The sequence below is a fragment of the Streptomyces sp. TRM70350 genome (assembly GCF_019219825.1).
GTDB lineage: Bacteria > Actinomycetota > Actinomycetes > Streptomycetales > Streptomycetaceae > Streptomyces.
In genome coordinates, this window is the sequence record NZ_JAHUXH010000002.1 from 325,879 (window position 1) to 345,993 (window position 20,115).

A 20,115-nucleotide genomic window follows, 5' to 3' on the forward strand; every position below is an offset into this window, starting at 1 on the left:
TCATCAACCGACTTGCAGATACCGCGCGCATCAGCATCATTCGGGGGCACGGAGAGGGTCAACAGTGCTTCGCTGTCACTTACCTGTCAGGCATGTGCTTTCCGCCAATTGCCGTGTGCACGTCGCCCGTTGAGTCCCTCCGTGCTGGTCAGGAGAGACGGTCGCTGCCGGGTTTGTCGCCGACGTAGGCCAGGCGGAAGGTTTTCCGCTCGGGCACCAGCCGGAAGTACAGCCGTCCCTTGCCCGGCGTCATGCGCCCGTGCCAGGAGAAGCACGCGTCCCGGCCGTTGAGGTCCGGGTCCGGGAAGGTGCACAGGTGGCGGCGGGACTGTGACTCGGGGGTGATGTGCGGGTTCTGCCAGTCGGGCTCGGGGGAGCGGGCGAGGTCCCAGTGGTCGGCGGCCGTGGACTGGAGGTCGGCGAGGAGGTCGCGGACAGGACGGAACCACTTCGGGTCGAGGGCGCGCAGGTCGCGGTCGAAGCGGGGCAGGCGCTCCAGGGAGGGCAAGAACTCATCCCAGGCGTCGAGGAGTTGGGACGGGCCGGTGAGGGAGCTGAGGCCGGTGCCGCGTGCCCACTCCTCGTGTTCGTCGGCCTCGGCGGGAGTGGAGCAGTGCCGGACACGGTCCCGGTCGGACTCGACGTCGTCCTCGCCGACGCGGTTGATGTCGACGTCCAGCCAGGAGGCCGCCCACTTCGGGCTGACGGGCAGGCTGATGGCTATCCCGTCCACGAGCTGGGCGGCGCCGATGCCGACGGCGCGGCGGCCGTCGTGGAAGTGCTCGACCTCGGCCGGGTCGTGTCCGGCCGCTTCGAGTACGCCGCGCAGGGCGCCCGGGGTGCGGTCGCGCAGGCTGAGGATGAGGCGGTGCCGCTCTTTGTTGCGGGGGGTGGCGTTCAGCCACTGCTGGTAGACGTAGCCGCGGGCGAGTTCGGCCGACTGGAGCGGGCTTTCGGTGACGAGTCCGACGTTCTGCCCCCAGCCCTTGAGGTGCTTCAGCGTGGCCACGAACGTGGCCATGGCCTCGTCGACCTGTCTCGGGCCCGCGTCGGACTGGCAGGACAGTTCGTTCAGGAATAAGGACAGCGGCACTACGGACCCCCTCAGTGGCTCAGTGGCTCAGTGGCTCAGTGGCTCAGTGGCGATGCGCGACGGTCAGTCGAGGAGCTGTTCGAGCGAGTTCTCCCACTCGTCGAAGAAGCCCGCCGGCCAGTCGGAGAGGGTGCCGTCGTCGTGGATCTGCGGACTGACGAACTCCGCGCGCTGTCCGTTGCGGCGGAAGTAGTGCACGGCGGTGGCCGAGGCGGGGATGACGCCGTTTTTGACGGCCAGGCGCAGGCCGTTGAGGACGTGGTCCGAGTGGGTCTCGACGATCAGCTGGGCTCCGGCCGACGCGGCGGCGGCCATGAGGGCGGCCATACGGGACTGACCGCGGGGGTGGAGATGGGCTTCCGGGTTTTCCAGGAGGATCAGGCTTCGCGGTCCCGCCGACAGGCAGGCGACGACGATCGGTAGAGCGTAAGTGAGGCCGAAGCCGACGTTCGTGGGGCGGCGGCGGGAGGAGGAGTCCAGGCCGGCCGTCCCGTCGAAGCCGTAGCTGAGGCGGACCGAGTCGATGCCGGGGATCTCCGTGGCTTCGAGGTTGACGCCTGGACACAGCTCCTGCATCCAGGCCACAACGTGGTCCAGGAAGGTGTGGGCATCTGCTTCGGGGTGGCGGAGCGGGCCGTCCGCCATGGGGTGCCGAGCGTGGTGCCGCAGGTAGTTGACGGTGTGTTCACCGCGTGCGCCGAGGAAGGCGCGGGCGATCGCCTGGTGATGGGACCGGGGATAACTCGTGGCCGGGACGATGCGGTCGGCTTTGAGGTACTGGAAGCAGCGGCCGAAGAGCGAGTCGTCTTCCAGGTGGCCCGAGGCGGAGTGGAAGGGGAGTACGTCCTGTTCGGGGGCGTACAGCGCGGACCACTTGTGGCCCCGCCCGTCACTGGTACGCAACCCGACGCCGATCAGCGGAGTGGGCAGCCCCGGTGAACGCACAAAGTCCTCGTGGATCAGATCCTGTCCCGTCCCCAGCTCCACCAGATCGCTGTTCAGGAGGAAGCCGCCCTGCTGGGAGTCACCGTCGCTGGAGAACAGCGTGAACGAGTCGTACGACTGCCGCAGCAGGGCGAAAGCCTGTAAGACCGTGCTCTTCCCTGACGAGTTGAGGCCCGTTAGGAGAGTGACCGGGGCGAGCGGGATGTCGGCCGACCGGAACGCCTTGAAGTTGTTCAGCGACAACTGGTCGATCACTGCGCACTGCCCCCGTTGCTGTCCAGAACGCTGCGGAAGAGATCGTGGACCTTGCTGAACCGGGTCCTGACCTTGGCGCGGTCGCCGGTGCCGACGGATACGGCGCGCTCGAAGTCCCGGTCCTTCATGAGCCGTTGGAAGCCCTCGATCACTTTCTCGCGGCAGGCTACCAGCGTGCCGAGCTCGCGGCCGGAGAGTTCGGCCAGGTTGACCGTCACCGACTCGAAGAGGGCCTTGTTGATGGGCGAGCGCCGCGTCTGCCCTGGGTACATCTTGCGAAAGGCGTGTGCGCCGTAGATCATCTCGGCCGCGGTCATCGCCCGTTTGAAGGACAAGGCGTGAGCTGCTCGTTCCTCGTCGGACAGCCGGTTGATCTGCCGCATGGTGTGCGCGAGGAACTGGTCGAAGTCCTGGGCCCGGAAGGCATTCGGGGAAGTGAGCCGGAAGGCCAGGGCGCGCAGGACCATCTCCTGGTCGGCCATGCGCGCGCTGGGGATGCTGCCGCCCGTCGCCGACACGAACTCCTCCGACTCGGCGAGCGATGACAGCAACTGCCGTGCCGGTCCCGGGATCAGTGCGTGCCGGAGTTCCTGACGGGTGAGCGGGAGACCGCCGGTGTTGATCCGGGCGAAGATGTTGAACTTGACCTCTTCCGGAGTGCCCGGCCGGATGACATGGACGACGACCTGCGTCTCGTTCAGCCGGATCTGAAGCCGCCCGGTGAGGTCGTCGTATCCCTTGCCCTCGAAGTCCTCGTACAGGTACTCCAGACCGCGCAGCCGCAACGGGCCTACGTCGATGCCGGCCACCTCGGCCAGCGCCCGGGGCGCGATGAACCGGGCGATGGCCGTGAGCCGCTGGATGCCGTCGATGATGGCCCAGTCGCTGTCCTCCGTCTCGGCCGCGTAGAACGACGGGATCGGGATGCGGAGCAACAGTGACTCGATCAGCCTGCTCTGCTGCTCGTCCGACCAGATCCCGGCATGTCGCTGGAAGTCGGGGGCGAGGTCGATCATGCCGTTGCTCAGTCGGGACATGAGCAGGTTGATCGTGGGGTTGAGGGTCTGGATCTCGATCTTGGAGGGGTCGTACGGCGCGGTGATCTGGTCCGCCGCGTCCTCGGCCTCGGGATCCGGAAGCTCCAGCTCCACGTCGGTCGCCCGGCCGTCGGCGCCGACCTCGACACGGAAGGCGCCGCTGTCCTCGGAGTCGTCCATGTAGCGGCTGAACAGTGACGCCTGCTCCCGCGCCGCCTTACGGCTGCCGATGCTGTCCTCCTGTGACATATGCCCTCGTGTCCGTCTCGTAGCCGGCCAGAACTTGAACCTGTGACGCCGGTGCCGATTCTGCCTGACGAGGGGCCGCGGGGGCCGGTGACGGTACGGCGAACTCCGCCCATACGGTCTTGCCGGGCGCCGTGGCGCGAGGGGTGACGCCCCAGTCGTCCGCGAGGGCGGCGACGAGGAGGAGGCCGCGGCCGGATTCGGCGTCGGGGGCGGGGGTGGATGGGGGAGGGGGTGCTGGGTGTCGTTCCGTGCGGGTGTCCGTCACCTCGATGCGGAAGGTGTTGTCGGTCAGGGTGAGGTGGAGGTGGAAGTCACGGCCGGGGACGTGGCCGTGGCGTACGGCGTTGGCTGTGAGTTCGGCCGTGATGAGGGTGAGAGTCTCGTTGGCTTCGGTCGTGTAGGGGTGGCCCCACTCGTTCAGGCGGTGCGAGACGAGTCGGCGGGCGAGGCGGGCGCCACGTGGGGTGGACGTGAAGCGCATGGTGAACTCGTGTTCGGGTGCGGGGCGTTGTGGCATATGCCCGTTCGGGGGAGTTGCTGACTTCATGAGGTGAACCGTCGCGGACTCTGCGTAGCGTTGAACAGGCGTGGTGTGCTGACGGGTGCGGGCTGTACGTGGTGGTGGTGCGCTTGTACGTGGTGCGGGGCGTGACCGGGGTGTGCGGCCGCGCGTTGGGTGGAGTTCGGTGGCTGTGGTGGCGGTTCGGCTGTACGGGAGCGGGAGGTGCGGCGGGGTGAGCGACGAGGTTCAGCAGCCGGAGTACGAGTTCGGGGCGGGGATTCTGTGCGTGTTCGGGCGGCAGTTGAAGCTGTTCCGGGAGCGGGCGGGCATGGATCGGGCGAAGTTCGGGTCGCTGACCGGGTACTCGGCTTCGACGATCGCGTCCTTTGAGCAGGGGAGACGTATTCCGCCGCCGAAGTTCATCGACCGGGCCGATGAAGTGCTGGGGGCGGGTGGGGTGTTGAGCGCCGGGAAGGAGGAGGTGGCTCGGGCTCAGTATCCGGCGTTTTTTCGGGATGCGGCCAGGTTGGAGGCCAAGGCGGCAGCACTGCATGTGTACGCGACCAAGGCTGTTCCAGGACTCTTGCAGACGGAGGAGTACGCGCGGGCGGTGTTCTCCATGTGGCGTCCGCTGCTGGACGAGGAGACGATCAACCAGCGGGTCGCTGCTCGCCTGGCACGCCAGGACATCTTCTCCCGGAGCCCGTTGCCCACCATCAGCTTTGTCATCGAGGAGTTCGTACTGCGGCGACCGCTCGGTGGATGGGCTGTGATGCAGGGCCAGTTGGAGCAGATCCTGCTGCACGGTCACCGGCGCAACGTGGAAATCCAGGTGATGCCGATCGAGCGGGAGGAGCACGCTGGGTTGGAAGGCCCCTTCACCTTGATCGAGACACAGGAAGGGCAGAGGATCGCGTACGTGGAGGCGTACAAGGACAGCCGTCTCTACACGGAGCGGAGGTCGGTCCGGGAGATTGAGGAGCAGTACGGCATCCTCCGGGCCCAAGCGCTCACTCCGCGCGAGTCGCTGGCCCTCATCGAGAAGTTGCTTGGAGAGAGATGAACGCCCAACAGCCCATACCTGAGTCGGCCTGGTTCAAGAGCAGTTACAGCACGGGCTCGGGCGGCGAGTGCGTCGAGGTCGCCGTCTGCCCCGGCAGGGTTCACGTCCGCGACTCGAAGGACGCGGCCCGGGCCGCAGTGGCCGTGGAAACCACGGCGTGGACCGCGTTCGTCGAGTTCGCGGCGCTCTGACAGGGGCAGGGCCCTCGGTAGGCGTGTGCTTGCCGAGGGCCCTGCGTGTGTTTCAGCGGGGCCAGCGGCCGAGGGCGATCTCCTCGTCCAGGCGGGCCTGGAAGTGGGCGTGGGCGGCGCGCATCTCGGCTTCGCGGTCGGCCTTGTAGAAGGGGGCCTGGTAGCCGGCCGGGGGTGGGGTGTGCTCCGGGTCTTCCAGGTGGGCCATGAGGTCGAGGTAGTCCTGCTTGGTCTGGCCGTGGCCGTACGTGTTGAAGTCTGCGGCGATCTTGCGGCCGTTGGCGTCGAACCAGGTCGCCGACTCGTAGTCGTACAGCTGGGGGTAGCGGGACTTGAAGATCGCGGCGAGCTGGTCGGCGGTGATGCCGAGCCATACGGCGACCAAGGCGTCCAGCTCGACGAGGGCGGCTCGGCGTTCGTGCTCGGTGCGGAGGGGGGTGGTGTACTCCCAGGTTGGCTTGAGGTTGGCGGCGAGGGGGTTCAGGCCCGGCCAGTTGGGGTTGGCCCAGTCTTCGTAGCCGGACCAGCGGGGGTCGAACAGCTCTTCCCAGAGGGGTGCGTAGTGGGTGGTGAGGGCGTTCAGACGGAGGGTGCGGAGGAGGATGGCGGGGGCGAGGGGGTGCTTGGGGTCTGGGGCGGGCATCTTGCGAGCCTCGGAGACGTGAAGATTCGAGCGACTGGTGATACGCAGTACGTAATCGAGGGGCAGCGATGCCCAGAAGCCAGCGTTGAGCACGGTTAGGCGCGTGTCGTCCACGGCCATTGAACGCACGGCGTCAACGTGGGCGGGGCCGGGCGGGATGAGGGCGGCTTGCAGACTGCGGCTGGTATTAAAGGGGATCATTTTCCGCCAGGCCAGCCGGACGTATGCGGTGTACGGTCGCCCGAGCCAGGAGTCTTGGGCCTCAAGGTACGTTGCCTCGTCGGCGGCCCGTACGTAGTTCGTTACAGGGACGTATGTCTCGGACAGTTCTGTCGGCACGAGCGAGTCCCAATCCCTGTTGCTCCGACAGGGAACTCTCGGCTCCTTCGAGAAGGGAAGAGCCGACGCGAAGTGCGGTCCTTGGAGGATCACATCCTCGATTTTCGAGACGGTTCTGTTGCCCCAGCGGATCAGCCCGTCCTTCTTGGCGATGGTCTCGTTGTATCCGCCTGAGATCATCGGTTGGAAATCGGCCAGGCTGCGGGGATAGGCGGCCAGCGCCTCGATCGCCCCTTGTTCACTGGCGAGGACGGGGTACAGCAGGGGAGCCTGCACAGTTCCGCCTTCCGAACCCGCCAAAGCCTGCCAACCCGACAGGAGAGCAGTGTTCACACGTACTACGCGCTCGCGGTGGGGCCGGATGTCCCACGAGCCGCTGTGCTTGATGCCAGGCATCGTGCCGTGTCCGTCGTGAGCCAGAGAATCGGGTAGGACATCGGCGCCGCGGAGCTCGCTGACGTGCAGGAAATCGGGTTCCTGCGGCGTGCCGTAGATATGCATCCCGAATTCCCAGCCGCGGTCGAGATCTTCAAACGCCCAGTTTGCCGAGTTGACAAAATGTGCATGCACTCGCAGATGTCGATACGACGCGGCCCGAATCGAGCCCTCTCGCACGCCGCTCAAGTGTGAGTCCGGGTGGATGAGACCCGCGCTGCCATGCGACTTCATATGCCGCCACACCTGGGCCATGAAGGCGCGGTAGAGGTCGCCATTCGTCCCAGCGAGTAGCGGATACGCGGCCATGCTGCCCAGCACAGCTGAGATTCCTACGTTCACCGCCAACTCGCCCAGGAAGTAAGCCTTGTTGTCGCGGCCGGTGCTCAGCACCTCCTGCTTGCGCAGGCGCCACTCCTCCACGCTTGGCTTCTCCGCCAGCACGAACCACGGCTCCCGCTCCGCCAGAACCTGATCCTCATGCCAGTGAGGCCTCACCCATGGCGGATTCCCCACCTGCAAGTCAAATCCCCCACCCCGCGCAAACACCTGCGCGAACTCCAACTCCCAATGAAAGAACCCCTGCTGCCCCGCGATATCCCGAGCCACCCCCGCCCACGGATACCGCCCCTCCACATGATGAGCCCAGTCCATGCCCATCAGATCCGGCAACGCATCCTCATACGGCTCAAGCTCATCCAGCCGCTCGAACTCCGAAACCAACGAGTCGGCCGGAACATCCCGTTTTCCCAGCAGCGACTCGGCGAAGTCCAGCCAGTCATCAAGGTCGGCCAACGCGACAACAGCCCGCCGCTGCCCGCTCACTGCCTCCTTCCGACGCCCGGCCCGCCGCTTGTCCAGGTCCTCCCGCGTCAACGACAGCTGCTTGGCATCGACGCCGAACCCAGGTAGCGCATCCGCCTCCCAGGACATGAGGACGCCGTCATCGTCAGCCTCCTCACTCAGCCCCTCAAACGCCCCCGACTCCTCCGCCAGCTCAGCCGCCCGCTGGTAAACCCCATCACTCCCGTCCAGCAACGCAGCCCTCTGCACAGGCCAGAACCACAAGGCACACCACGCATCCATCAGCGTCTTCAACCGCCAATAGGGCGTGTCGACAGCCTCCAGATCCGCCAGCACCTCATCCCGCTGCACGGCCACCTCAGGCGCCCGCAGCCACCCGTCCTCCGCGCCCCAGACACCAATCCGCCGCGAGATGTCCCGCTCGGAGATCTCCAGACGCCGTACGACAAGCCCCCAGAGGTACTCGACCCGCCGAGCCAGCCCCTGCAACCGCTCCGTCTGCTTCTTCGACGGCGACTTGGTGATGGCCTTCCGCCAGGCGGCCAGCGCCTTCGACTCCTCCGGAGCCAGCGCCTTGGCCTCCTTCTCGGCGGCGACCGCACCCCACTCCTTCGCAGGCAGCAGGAAGTGATGAACCGCCCCCACCGGAAGCCCGGCCCCGGCCGCCGCCTCCGTCAGCGGAAAACGCTCCGGAGTCGCCCCCAGCCAGCCACCCTTCTTCAACCTCTCGGCGGCATAGACCTCCCGCCTCCCCCCGATCAGCGAGTTACCCCGCCGCAAATGCAGCCCGAACCACGGCGCCTCCATCCCCGGATGCATCGTGTTCAGCCACAACGAGACCTCCGCCAGCTCCACAGCCGTCGAATTGAGGTCAACCCCGTACGAGTTGTGCAGCGCGATGTACGCCTTCGCCTTCTGCAGCTCCACCGCATACTTCTCGGTGTCGATCGCGACACCCAGCTCGTCCTGCCGCCGCCGCAGATACTCCGCGGCCACCTGGTTGATGGCCTCGTTGAGGAACGCGCCCGACCCCAGCGCCGGCTCGCAGATCTTCCAGTCCAGCAGCTCCCGGGCCGGCGTCACCTCACCGTCCTGGTCGAGCCGCTGCTGAAGCGCCAGCTGAACCGTCACCTTCGTCAGCGACTCCGGCGTGTAGTACGACGCCGACGTCTGCCGGTCCCGCCCCGACAGGCGGTAGACGAACGACCCCGGCCGGTACCGGACCCGTACCTCCTCGCCCGTCTCCTCATCGCGACGCCGTACAAACACAGCGTCCGGGTATTCGTCCGCCTTCGACGCCGGCACCAGCCAGGACCCGTCCTTCGAGTACCCGCCCTTGGCGACCTCGTACAGCTCCTCACTCGCCACAAAGCCGGAGTACGACATCAACCCTTCGTACACAGCCCCGAGTTGGTTGATGCCGAGCTGCGCGTACGAGATGAAGCCCCCGCGCTCGCCCTTCTTGCCGCGCGTGAGCATCAGCAGCCGCAGCACGCGGTACAGCGTGGCATTACGCAGCCGCGTGTCGATGTAACGCGGCTCGCCCGTCTCGTCCTCGTCGAAACGCGGGTCCGGCACCGACCGCTGGCCGATCAGGCGGATCGACCCTGCCTCGAACAGCTTGGAGTGCAGGGGCTCGAAGCGCAGGCCGACATCCTCCGAGCCGAGCGACCCGGACTCCGCCTCCGTCTCCCCCGCCTCGCCGTGCGTACGACGCGGCCGGTAGCCCTCCTGGACCATGCGGAAGAGCAGGTCCAGGGAGTCGTACAAGTACGTCCCCTCGCGGGCCTTCTCGCCCACCAGGTCCCGCTCCGCCACCAGCTCACCCAGCCGCCCGAGGCCGTAGCCCTGGTGGTACTCGGGATAGTCCGACGGCAGGATGCCCAGCTCGGGGCGTGCCTCCGCGTACAGCAGGAACAGGATCCGGTACAGATACCGCAGCGACTCCCGCGTCAACTGACGTGAAAGTTCCGGCAGTTCTGCAACATCCTCCGGCCGAACCCCCGCCCCCCGGATCCGGTCCAGCACCTCGTTCGCGATCAGCTCCACCGACAGGCGCAACCCGTCCCGCAGGTCGCTCGACACGCCCACCGCGTGCTTCGTCGACTTGTTGACGAGACCCGCGAGCGGATTCTCGCCGCCCTCCTCCGGCGTCCGCAGCGAGTCCGCGCCGAACAGGGCCGCCAGCGTGTCCAGTTCGCCGCCCGCGCGTGTGTCGTTGCGTTCCAGGGCCGCGTCCAGCGAGGCCGCCAGGTAGCGGCCCTCGCCCCACGCCGCCCGGTCGGCCAGCACCACCACACCGCCGACCAGCAGCAGCACATACCGCGGCGCGTCCTCGCACGCGAACAGGAACGACGCCAGCTTCGAGCCCGTGGTCACCTCGTTCGAGCCGTCGAGGGGCAGCCGGTGCAGGAGGCGGCCCGGACCGTCCGGGTCAAGGGCCGCGTCCGGCTCGGCCGCCCAGCCGCAGTCCAGGGCCACCAGGCCCGGCTCGGCGTGGGCGACCTGGACCTCGTAGGTGTGGTCGGCGCGTTCGACGGTCAGGGTGTGCGGCTTGGCGTCGTACCCCAAGGCCCTCAGCACGTCCGCGTTCAGCGCCGCCGCCCGCTCACGCCAGGCGGGGGAGTCGTACGTCGTCGCGTCGTCCGGCTCGGCCGCCGCCTCCGCGAAGAACGCGCGCGCCTTGAAGTACGGGCGGCGCAGCTCTCGCAGGCCCACCCGCGGTGTCACGGGGAGGGTGTCCTCGGCGCGGTCGGCCTCTGTTCCGCGTACCGCGTCCTCCCGCTCCTTCCAGGCCGCGAGCAGCCCCGCCTTGAGGTCCTTGGGGAAGACCTCGGCCAGGTAGTGCGCGGAGAAGTAGTCGCCGCGGTTGACGAGTGAGTCGTACGACATGACGGAAATGACCTCAGGGATCAGCGGGTGTGGTCGAGGACGGCGAGGACCCGGAGCATCGGGCGACCGGTGGTAAGGAGCGAGTCGGCCAGGTCGGCCAGATCCGACTTCGTGCGCTCGCCGGCGAGCGTCGGCTGCTCCCAGGCGCCCAGGCGCCGCTTGTAGTCGTCGATCGGGCCGGCCAGCGCCTTGTCCCACTCGCTGCTGTGGCGGCGCAGGAAGCGCTCGGCCGCCTCCAGCGCGTCGGGGATGCCACGGCTCAGCAGGTCGAGGTCGTGGCCGTGGAGCGGGTTGGCCATGGTCGGGCCGACGCCCGCGCGGCGCAGTACGCCCACCATGTCGTCGGTGACCTCGCCCCTGCTCACGGCCATCCACTTCACCACGGTCGGGCGGCCCAGCGCGTTGGAGAAGATGCCCTGGATCAGGTACGTCGGGGCGTCGACGTCCGCCGTGATGACGGGGGCCTCCTGGCGGCCGAGGCGCACCAGCACCTTGTCCGTCAGCCACTCCACGACGGGGTGGAGGTCGGTGAGGAGCGAGATCTCCGGCCAGCTGGAGGAGGACGACTCCCGGGCGCGGACCAGGGAGAGGTCGGCCAGCTTGCGGTTCAGGGTCACCAACAGGCGCTCGTGCAGACGCTGTTCGCGACGGTAGTCCGAGGGGAGGGACTTCATGCGGTGGGTGAGGTCCGACGGCGGCTTGAAGGAGATCAGGCCCGTCTCGGGGTCCTGGTCCAGCTCCAGTTGCCGCTGAGCGTCCGGGAAGACCTCGCGGATCGCCTCGTCGATGAACTCCCGGGTGCCCGTGAACAGGCGCGGTACGTCGGCGGGCGCGGGCGGGCCGTCGCCGTCCACCTCGTCGGGGGCGGCGTCGCTCACCGCGTCCACCGCACCGAAGAAGTCCGCCAGGAAGTCCGTGCCCGAGTCCTCGGCGGCGGCCGCCTGGGCCGTGGCGTCCAGGGACTCGTCCACCGTACGGCCGCGCAGCAGATCCTGGATGAGGGACTTCTCCTCCGCCTCCGCACGGTACAGGCCGGACACCGCCTCCGCCGTGCCCAGGCTGCGGTGCGCCTCGTCCTCGCGCTCCAGGAGCCGCTCGGCGACCGTACGGTCGTCCTTCGCGCCCTCGACCTCACTGGTGAGGATCAGCGCGCGGAACTGGGGCTGGTGCGCCTGGCCGTAGCGGTCGATGCGGCCGTTGCGCTGCTCGATGCGGATCAGGGACCAGGGGACGTCGTAGTGGATGAGGTGGTGGCACTGGCGGTGCAGGTTGACGCCCTCGGAGGCGACATCACCGGTGAACAGCAGGCGTACGGGGGTGTCGGCGAGCCCGAAGCCCTCCACGCACTGCATCTGCTGCTCGTCCGAGAGGCCACCGTGCATGACGCGCGCGGCCTCCTTCAGGGCCCTGCCCTTGAAACCGAGAGCCGCCGGGACCTTCTCGCGCAGCCACTCCAGCGTCTGGACGCGCTCGGAGAACACCACCACCCGGGTGTCGCTCTGCGGTCCGACACCGATCTCGCGCAGCTGCTCCACCAGGGCCTGGAACTTCGCCGAGTCCGTCTCCGACATCACGAACGTAAGGTCGTTCAGGCGCCGCAGCGCGGCCAGCTCGGCCTCCGCTCCCGCGCCGCCCTCCGTGTCCTCCTTCGCCTTCAGGGTCCTGATGCGGGTGTCGACCGTCGAGGCCAGGGCCACGTGCGAGGACAGGAAGGACTTGAGGAGCGTGTACGGGAAGAGGCGGCTCTCGCTCACCGAGCGCTGGTCCGGGTCCTGCGGGAGCCACACCTGCGCCAGCTCCTCGAAGATCTTCTCCTCGGCCGGGGTCGCGGCACAGTGCACCGATGTGCTCGGGCCCCGGTCCGCCCACTGGCCCTTCATCTGCTCGCGGACCTCGGCGCTGATCTTCGTACGCCGGATGAAGAGGTGCTCGATGTCCTTCGCCTCGTAGCGCTCCGGGTCGCGGATCGCGGCCGGGTCGAGGAGGCAGATCAGCTCGGCGAAGGAACGGGCGTCGCCGTTGTGCGGGGTGGCCGAGGCCAGGATGAGTGCGTCGGTCTGCGGGGCGAGCAGCCGGGCCAGCTGGTTGCGCAGCGAGCCGCGGTTGATGAGGTTGTGGGACTCGTCGATGACGACCGCGTCCCAGGTGATGCGCTCCAGGTGGTGCTTGTACTGGTCGGTGTTCTTGAGCGTGTCGATGGAGACGATGACGCGCTTGAAGTACGTGAACGGGTTGCGTCCGGCCGGGATCTCACGCTGGATGCGTTCGATGCCGACCGAGTCGAGGCGGATCAGCGGAATCGCGAAGCGGGTCCACAGCTCGTGCTGGAACTGCTCCAGGACATGCTGCGGAGTGACGACGAGGATGCGCTCGCCCCGGCCTCGGCGGATCAACTCCGCGAGGGTCAGACCGATTTCGAGGGTCTTGCCGAGGCCGACCACGTCCGCGATGAGCATGCGCGGGCGCAGGTTCTTGCCCGACAACGCCAGCTGCGCGGGCCGGTGCTGGTACGGGAGCGAGTCGAGCAGGAAGCTGTCCGCGAGGGCCAGGCCGCGCTCCGACTGGGGGAGCGGCGTCTTGCGCAGGATGGCTTCGAGGAACAGGCGGCTGCGCCGGAAGTTCGGGGAGTCGTCGGAGGTCAGCTTGGTCCGGCGCGGGTCCATCAACTGCACGTCGTCGAGCTTCGTGAAGAAGACGGCTTCCTGGTCGCGGACGAATTCGGAGACACCGACGGCCTCGATGCGGTCACCGTCGTGCGCGGTGCGCCGTACGTTCCGTACGAGCCACTCCTCGTCGCGGACCTCGATCTGCGAGCCGGGCGGGTACTTGGCGTCCCCCTGATCAGCGCTGAGGGGAGGGTTCTCAGCGACGCCGGCTTGCTCGACGGTCACGGGGGCTGCCTCCTGTAGGGGCGGAACGCGGGTGTTTCGGGTCAGAACTTCGCACGCTGAGCGTAGGTCTCGCGCAGCTGTTGGGCTACACGCCTGGCTTGGGCGGAATGCCTGATCTGCGGGGCGTTCCCGCGCGGGCCTGGCGGGCCGGTCTGCTCCCGCCCGCGATGTGCGGGCGGCGGGGTCCCAGGAGCCGGGGCGGCGGGTGCCGGTTGCCGGTCAGGTACGGCGGGTTCGTCCTGCACGGTCGGTGTGTACGTGGCCGGGGCTGTGGGCAGGTCCGCCACCACGGCAGGGTCGGGGGCGGGGGACGGGGCCTGCGGCACCCGCGTGATGTCCTGCGGCGAGGTCGCCGTCGTGTGCGCAGTGAGCCGACGGCGGGCCTGGGCGACCTTGAGCCCCTGGCCCTCGATCACGGCACGGCACTGCTGCACGACGCTCTGCAGGGTGGGGCGCGCACTCGGGTCGTAGGCGAGCATCGCCGTCAGCAGGGGCACCAGCTCGTTCGGGACACCGGTCAGATCCGGTTGCGCCTCCGGCTTGGTGATCAGGTGGAAGAGGGCGTGGATGTTCTCGGCCTGGAAGGGATAGCGGCCGGTCGCCGCGTACAGAAGGACGGCACCGAGTGCGTAGACGTCGACGGGTGCGAGAAGGGGTTTGACGCCATTGGCCTGTTCCGGGGCCATGCAGGCCGGAGTGCCCAGCACCGTGCTCGGGGCGGTGAGCGAGGCGCTGGACTCGGTGAACACCGCCAGACCGAAGTCGATGATCTTCGGGCCGTTCGGGCCGAGAAGGATGTTGGCCGGCTTGAGATCGCGGTGCAGCAGCCCCTGCTTGTGCACACCGGAGAGGGCCTCGGCGATCGTGGCACCGAGCGAGGCCACGAGCACCATGGGCAGGGGTCCGCAGGTGTTCACATGCTTGCGAAGATCAGGCCCGTCTACGTACTCCGTGGCCAGCCACGGCTGCTCCGCATCCGGGTCCGCGTCCATGAAGGCGGCTATGCGCGGGCCCCAGACCGTCTTCAGAACCTCGACCTCCTGGGCGAAGCGCAGCCGCGTCTCCGAGTCGACCACCGAGGGCTTGATGACCTTGACCGCGGCATGCTCGCCTCCCTGCGACTCGCCGAGATAGACCTGCCCCATGCCGCCGTGGCCGATCCGGCCGATCAGCTCGAAGTCACCGAGCTGCGCAGGATCCTCGGGGCTCAGCGGCGCCGCGTTCACGTGGATCTCGTCCCTTCCCCCTGGTCATGCGATGAGTGCGAGACGTAACGGTAGTCGAGTGGGGGCGGCCGTCACCATTCCTCGGCTCATGGAGGTCCAAGCCGGAAGTCGGCTGTCATTTCCGTGGAGACACGGCGCACGGCCGCCTACCCTGCGCGCATGCCCTCCTTCACCGACCCGGCCTTCCTCGACACCGTCGGCGACCGTCTCGCCGCCCTCCCCACTGTCCGGGCCGTGGCCCTCGGCGGCTCCCGGGCCCAGGGCACCCACCGGCCCGACAGCGACTGGGACCTGGCCGTCTACTACCGCGGTCGCTTCAACCCCGGCGACCTGCGCGCCATCGGCTGGGAGGGCGAGGTCTGCGAAGTCGGCGGCTGGGGTGGTGGGGTCTTCAACGGGGGCGCGTGGCTGACCATCGAGGGACGCCGGGTCGACGTCCACTATCGGGACCTCGACGTCGTCGAACACGAGCTGGCGGAGGCGGAGCAAGGCCGCTTCCACGTCGAGCCGCTGCTCTTCCATCTCGCGGGGATTCCGAGCTATCTGGTGGTCGCCGAGCTGGCGATCAACCAGGTACTGCGCGGCAAGCTCCCCCGGCCGTCCGCCTATCCACCGCCGCTGCGTCGCACCGCGAGCGACCGCTGGTACGGCACCGCCCGCGCCACCCTCTCCTATGCCCTGGCCAACCACGCTCCGGCGGGACGGTGCACGGAGACCGTCGGTGCCCTCGCCGTCGCCGCCACCCAGGCCGCGCACGCCGTCCTCGCCGCCCGCGGGGAGTGGGTGACGAACGAGAAGCGTCTGCTGGAGCGGGCCGGGCTGCGGGAGGTCGACGACATCGTCGAGGAGGCGGGGGCCGGCCGTGGCCCCGAAGGCCTTGTCCGCGCAGTCGAGTGTGCCCTCGCTCTCGTCGACGACAGGGTCACCACGGCCACGAGCGCATTGCGTTCATAAAGAACCCGGCCCATCCACCCATCGTCACACCGCGGTAATACAAGCGTTCCACACCCTCCAAGAACGCGACCTACGGTAGGCAGCACAACCCGCAGCACAACCCGCAGCCCGGCCACCGTCGCCCGAAGGCACCCACCCCCGCCCTCGCCCCGACAGGAGCCCCGTGTACCGCCGCGTCATCCGTGCCCTACCGCCCTGGCTCGCCCACGCCCTCCGTGCCCAGCGCGGCCCCGTGCCCTGGAATGCGGTGGTGCGAGGCGCGCTGGCCGCGGGGCCGCTGCTGCTCGCCGCCGTGCTCGTCGGGCATCCGTCCGTCGGGGTCGTCGCCGCCATCGCCGCCATGCTCGCCGGGATCAACGACCGGCCCGGCAGCCGGCGGGCGTCCGTCCGGCGCCTCGGGGTGCCCGCGCTCGCGGGCTCGGTGGGGCTGCTCGTCGGGACGTACGCCGGACAGAACACGGGTGTCGTCGCGCAGACGCTGCTCCTCACCGGGCTCGGGCTCGTCGCCGGCGGCGTCAGCGCTGTCGGGCCCGTCGCCTCCGCGGCCGGTACGCAGCTACTCGTGGCGAGCGCGGTCGGGGCAGGGATGCCGTTGCCGGAGTCGGGGTGGCAGCGGGCGCTCGCCTTTCTCGCGGGGGCCGGGTGGCTGCTCGCGCTGCGGTTGCTGCTGCCCACGCCCGGTGCGCTCGCCGGGGACTTCCGGTTCGACGGGGAGCGGGAGGCGGTCGCCGACGTGTACGACGCCATCGGCGACCTGCTCGACGCCGTCGGCACCGAGCACGCCACCACCCGGCGCGCCGCCCTCACCGCCGCCCTCGACCACGCGCAGGACGCTCTTGCCGGGCCCCGGCTGCGCCGGTACGCCGTTTCCGCCGCCGAACGGCGGCTGCACGCGCAGTACGCCGCCGCGCTGCCCCTCGCCGAGGCCGCCACCGCGCTCGCCTGGGCCGGGGAAGCCGTGTCCGAGCGGGCCGCTGCGGGGCCGCGTCGACTCGCCGAAGCCGTACGCGCGGACGCGCACACCGGGCCGCTCCCCGCGCCGTCCCGGTCGATGCCCGCGCTGCGTGCCCTCGACGACGCCCTGCTGCACGCCGCCGAGGTCTTCGACCAGGGCAAGGGCGGCGACCTGCACACCCGGCGGCGTACGGCCGGGGACCTGCTGCGGGCCGTCGTCGGTGTCGGCGGCCGGGAGTACGGGCTGCGCGTCGCCCTCTGCTTCGGCGCCGGCGTGGCCATCGCCCAGGCACTGCGCCACGCCCAGGGGTACGGGACCCACGAGCACTGGTACTGGCTTCCCGCCACCGTCGTCTTCCTCGTCAAGCCCGACCTCGGGCCGCTCGTCTCCCGTGTCCTGTGCCGTGCCGCCGGGACCGTGCTCGGTGCCCTCGTCTTCGCCGGGTTCGCGGCCCTGCTGCCCCGGCCCGAAGGGCTCGTCGCGCTCGTCGCCGTCTGCGGTGCCCTCATTCCCGTCGCCACGCGGCACTTCGCCGCCCAGACCGCTGTCGTGACCGTGCTCGTCCTCGCCCTGGTGATGGTCGGCGGCGAACCGCAGGCCTCCATGAGCCGGATGGGGGAGACCCTGCTGGCCTGCGCGATCGTGCTCGTCGTCGGGCATCTGCCGATGCCGGGGCAGCGGGGCGGGGGCGTGCGGGCGCGGCTCGCCGCGGCAGGCAGTGCGGCGCAGGCCTATCTCGCCCATGTGCTGAGCGAGTCCGACGACCGCGCCGCCCGCTGGACCCTCCGCCGCGAGGCCTACCGCACGCTCGCCGAGGCGCGTGGCGCCATTGCCCTCGCCGCCGCCGAACTGCCCGCGCTCGCCCGGCACACGGAGGGCGCCGACGAGGTCGCCGGCACCCTGGAACGGCTCGTCGACACGACCACCGCCTGCGCCGTCCACCTGGACGACACCGGCCGGCTCACGCCGCGCCACACCGAGCGGCTCGCCGAACTCCTCGACGAACTGGAGTCGGGCCGCCGCCGCCTCGGCCTGCGCGAGCCGGAGCTGCCCGTTGCCGTCTGACCGCTGACGCAGCCCCGACGCCCCCTGCGACGAGGTCCCTTCAGCTCCCCACCCGCACCCACACCGGCGCATGATCCGACCCCGCCGCGCCCCGCCGTCCCGTCGGGTCCGGCCCCACCGACGGCAGCTGAGGCGCACCGGCCCCCGGCAGCCCCGTGCCCGCCGCCGTCACCCGACGGACCAGCCGGTGGCTGCACAGTATGTGGTCGATCAGCTCGCGCCGCCCGGAGTGCACCCGTGAGAACCTCTGCTCGGCGGGGATCAACGGCGCCACGTTCCACAGCCGGGCCGCGTCGCCCTTGTCGTCCGCCGTGAAACCGGGCGTGCCGAGCTCCGAACCCGGCGGGCCCAGCAGGATCTGGGTGGTGGCCGCCTGGGCCTCGTCGTTCAGATCGCCCAGGACCACCACGTCCCGCGCCCGCCCGTCGCCCGCCAGCAGTTTGTCGGCCAGCGCGCGCAGCGCCGTCGCCTCGGCGGCCCGCCGGTAGAGGGCGTAGGCGCCGTAGCGGGCGCGTTCGCCCTCGTCACGGGGGTGGAATCGGCCCTCCGGATACGACAGCAGCTTCGACTTGAGATGCGCGACCGCCACCGACAGCTCACCGGCCCGCACCGCCAGCAGACCCCGGCCCGCCGCCGCCACCGCGGGCCCCGAGTCGTCCGCCTGCACCGGTCGCAGCGGCGCCGGGAACGCCGTCGTGTCGGACAGCACCACCAGCGGCGTACGACTGACGAAGCCGACCCGGATGCCCCGGCTGTCGGCGTGCTCGGACAGGGCGATGTGCCAGGTGCCGGCCAGCATCCCGGCCAGGTCGGCCAGCGCGTCCGGGTCCCCGACCTCCTGTACGCCGAGCAGGGCCGGGTCGAGTTCCGCGATCACGTCGGCGAGGGCGGCGAGCTTGGCCTCGTAGGCGGCCTTGTCCTTGGGGCCGAACGGCCCGCCGGGCCGGTACAGGTTCTCCAGGTTCCAGGTGCCGAGCAGCATGCCGGGCTCCTTTCAGAGGCCGGACGGCGGTGTGTGGTGAGGCCAGCGTGCCCGTGCGGACGGTTCCTGGACAGACCCGCGACAGGATGCGCCGTTCACTTCACGCGACCCGGCGACCGCGTCGTACGTTGGCGTGATGACGCCTTCTCCCGGGCAAGCTCCCGCCGACCTCATCATCACCGGATGCACCGTCCTCGTGCACGACGATCAAGAGCGGATCGGGTTCGAGGAGAACGCCGCGGTCGTCGTGCGAAGGGGAGTCGTCGAGTCCGTCACCACCGCCGAGGCCGTACGGCACCTGCCCGCCGTCGAGCGCATCGAGGCCGCCGGACAGGTCGCCCTCCCGGGGCTCGTCAACTGCCACACCCACGCCCCCATGGTCGCCCTGCGCGGCCTCGCCGAGGATCTGCCCACCGAGGCGTGGTTCAACGACGTCGTCTGGCCCGTCGAGTCCAACCTCACGGAGAAGGACGTGGAGTTGGGCGCGCGCCTCGCCTGCGCCGAGATGATCCGGGGCGGCGTCACCTGCTTCGCCGACCACTACTTCACGATGGACGCGGTGGCCGCCGTCGTCGAGGAGTGCGGGATGCGCGCCCATCTGGGCGAGGCCTACTTCTCCTCGCAGGGGGCTCAAGGGCGGGAGCGCAGTCTCGACTTCGCGCTACGGCACCGGGGGCGCGCAGGTGGCCGTATCACCACCGCCCTCGCTCCGCACGCCCCCTACACCGTCGACGACGCCGACCTCGCCGCCACCGCCGACCTCGCCCGCGCCCACGGTCTTCCCGTGCACCTCCACGCCGCCGAGAACCGCGACCAGACCGACACCAGTCTCGCCCGCCACGGCGTCACCCCCATCGAGGTCCTGGAACGCACCGGACTGCTCGACACCGACCTCCTCATCGCGCACGGCACCGGCATCATCGACCGGGACCTGCCCCTGCTGGAACGCGCGGGCGGTCGGATCGCCGTCGCCACCGCGCCCCGCGGCTATCTGAAGTTCGGCTGGCCCACCACCACACCGGTGCGCGCCCTGCGCGCCATCGGCGTCCCCGTCGGACTCGCCACCGACGGCGCCGCCTCCAACAACTCCCTCGACGTGTGGGAGTCGATGGCGCTCACCGCCCTGATCCAGAAGTCGACCGAGGGCGATCCGCGCTGGCTGACCGCACGTCAGGCCCTGCATCACGCCACACTGCAGAGCGCCCGCGCGGTCGGCCTGGGCGACACCATCGGCTCCCTCGCACCGGGCCGGCGCGCCGACATCGTCCTCGTCGACCTCACCGGCCCGCACACCCAGCCCGTGCACGACCTCGCCGCGACCCTGGTGCACAGCGCCCGTTCCTCCGATGTGCGCACGACCGTCGTCGACGGGCGGGTCCTGATGCGCGACCGGGAGCTGCTGACGCTGGACGTGAGCGCGGTCGTACGGGAGTTGGGTGAACGCATGCCCGCGCTGGTGGACCGGAGCCATGGGCGCCGTGTCCAGGAGTACGGCACCTGAGGCGAGGCCCTCGGTGACCGGCACCTGGACACCCCTCCCAAGAATCTTCGTGGAACCGCGATGAGTTCCACCCCGTCCATCGGTCACCACCCG

Annotated in this window: 13 protein-coding genes; 5 read left to right on the top strand and 8 right to left on the bottom strand. The window is 69.7% G+C overall.

The annotated features are described in order from the left end of the window. Positions 1 to 148 precede the first annotated feature (148 nt). From KWI83_RS04825 to KWI83_RS04840, 4 genes are all read right to left on the bottom strand, one after another. Positions 149 to 1,093 carry a hypothetical protein gene (locus KWI83_RS04825; RefSeq protein ID WP_218513002.1) on the bottom strand — a complete coding sequence of 315 codons (945 nt, stop codon included), beginning with the start codon at positions 1,091 to 1,093 and terminating at the stop codon, positions 149 to 151. 63 nt (positions 1,094 to 1,156) lie between these two features. Then, positions 1,157 to 2,293, bottom strand: coding sequence for a DUF3696 domain-containing protein (locus KWI83_RS04830; RefSeq protein ID WP_218513003.1), 1,137 nt, complete (start codon positions 2,291 to 2,293; stop codon positions 1,157 to 1,159). Continuing rightward, complete coding sequence (locus KWI83_RS04835; RefSeq protein WP_218513004.1) at positions 2,290 to 3,579, bottom strand: DUF262 domain-containing protein; 1,290 nt, start codon at positions 3,577 to 3,579, stop codon at positions 2,290 to 2,292. The genes KWI83_RS04830 and KWI83_RS04835 overlap by 4 nt, the downstream gene beginning before the upstream one ends. After that, entirely contained in the window at positions 3,548 to 4,096 is a 549-nt protein-coding gene (locus KWI83_RS04840) for an ATP-binding protein (RefSeq protein ID WP_308121990.1), read from the bottom strand. The genes KWI83_RS04835 and KWI83_RS04840 overlap by 32 nt, the downstream gene beginning before the upstream one ends. A gap of 217 nt (positions 4,097 to 4,313) precedes the next feature. On the opposite strand from KWI83_RS04840, the gene KWI83_RS04845 reads away from it, so the two are divergent. Continuing rightward, a complete protein-coding gene (locus tag KWI83_RS04845) occupies positions 4,314 to 5,144 on the top strand; it encodes a helix-turn-helix transcriptional regulator (RefSeq protein ID WP_218513006.1) in 831 nt (276 codons plus the stop codon). Then, positions 5,141 to 5,335, top strand: coding sequence for a DUF397 domain-containing protein (locus tag KWI83_RS04850; RefSeq protein WP_218513007.1), 195 nt, complete (start codon positions 5,141 to 5,143; stop codon positions 5,333 to 5,335). The genes KWI83_RS04845 and KWI83_RS04850 overlap by 4 nt, the downstream gene beginning before the upstream one ends. 52 nt (positions 5,336 to 5,387) lie before the next feature. On the opposite strand, the gene KWI83_RS04855 is transcribed toward KWI83_RS04850, so the two are convergent. The 3 genes from KWI83_RS04855 to KWI83_RS04865 are packed head-to-tail and all read right to left on the bottom strand — an operon-like array spanning position 5,388 to position 14,565. Next, on the bottom strand, positions 5,388 to 10,448 hold the full coding sequence (locus KWI83_RS04855; protein WP_218513008.1) for a class I SAM-dependent DNA methyltransferase: 5,061 nt from the start codon (positions 10,446 to 10,448) through the stop codon (positions 5,388 to 5,390). A gap of 20 nt (positions 10,449 to 10,468) precedes the next feature. Continuing rightward, positions 10,469 to 13,339, bottom strand: coding sequence for a DEAD/DEAH box helicase (locus KWI83_RS04860; RefSeq protein WP_218513009.1), 2,871 nt, complete (start codon positions 13,337 to 13,339; stop codon positions 10,469 to 10,471). A gap of 41 nt (positions 13,340 to 13,380) precedes the next feature. Beyond that, positions 13,381 to 14,565, bottom strand: a complete 1,185-nt coding sequence (locus KWI83_RS04865) for a serine/threonine-protein kinase (RefSeq protein WP_218513010.1) — start codon at positions 14,563 to 14,565, stop codon at positions 13,381 to 13,383. A 159-nt stretch (positions 14,566 to 14,724) separates the two neighbouring features. Here KWI83_RS04865 and KWI83_RS04870 point away from each other — a divergent pair, with 159 nt between their 5' ends. Then, positions 14,725 to 15,519 carry a nucleotidyltransferase domain-containing protein gene (locus tag KWI83_RS04870; RefSeq protein WP_218513011.1) on the top strand — a complete coding sequence of 265 codons (795 nt, stop codon included), beginning with the start codon at positions 14,725 to 14,727 and terminating at the stop codon, positions 15,517 to 15,519. Between the two features lie 163 nt (positions 15,520 to 15,682). Next, complete coding sequence (locus tag KWI83_RS04875) at positions 15,683 to 17,539, top strand: FUSC family protein (RefSeq protein ID WP_218513012.1); 1,857 nt, start codon at positions 15,683 to 15,685, stop codon at positions 17,537 to 17,539. 40 nt (positions 17,540 to 17,579) lie between these two features. On the opposite strand, the gene KWI83_RS04880 is transcribed toward KWI83_RS04875, so the two are convergent. Further along, positions 17,580 to 18,521, bottom strand: coding sequence for an endonuclease/exonuclease/phosphatase family protein (locus KWI83_RS04880; protein ID WP_218513013.1), 942 nt, complete (start codon positions 18,519 to 18,521; stop codon positions 17,580 to 17,582). A gap of 136 nt (positions 18,522 to 18,657) precedes the next feature. Here KWI83_RS04880 and KWI83_RS04885 point away from each other — a divergent pair, with 136 nt between their 5' ends. Next, positions 18,658 to 20,022 (top strand): amidohydrolase, encoded by a 1,365-nt coding sequence (locus KWI83_RS04885; RefSeq protein ID WP_218513014.1) that lies wholly within the window; start codon positions 18,658 to 18,660, stop codon positions 20,020 to 20,022. The last annotated feature ends 93 nt before the right edge of the window (positions 20,023 to 20,115 follow it).

Bases quoted from the DNA above. Each gene is read 5' to 3' on its own strand.
- KWI83_RS04835 (WP_218513004.1), bottom strand. From the start codon at position 3,579: ATGTCACAGGAGGACAGCATCGGCAGCCGTAAGGCGGCGCGGGAGCAG.
- KWI83_RS04840 (WP_308121990.1), bottom strand. From the start codon at position 4,096: ATGCCACAACGCCCCGCACCCGAACACGAGTTCACCATGCGCTTCACG.
- KWI83_RS04850 (WP_218513007.1), top strand. From the start codon at position 5,141: ATGAACGCCCAACAGCCCATACCTGAGTCGGCCTGGTTCAAGAGCAGT.
- KWI83_RS04855 (WP_218513008.1), bottom strand. From the start codon at position 10,448: ATGTCGTACGACTCACTCGTCAACCGCGGCGACTACTTCTCCGCGCAC.
- KWI83_RS04870 (WP_218513011.1), top strand. From the start codon at position 14,725: ATGCCCTCCTTCACCGACCCGGCCTTCCTCGACACCGTCGGCGACCGT.
- KWI83_RS04880 (WP_218513013.1), bottom strand. From the start codon at position 18,521: ATGCTGCTCGGCACCTGGAACCTGGAGAACCTGTACCGGCCCGGCGGG.
- KWI83_RS04885 (WP_218513014.1), top strand. From the start codon at position 18,658: ATGACGCCTTCTCCCGGGCAAGCTCCCGCCGACCTCATCATCACCGGA.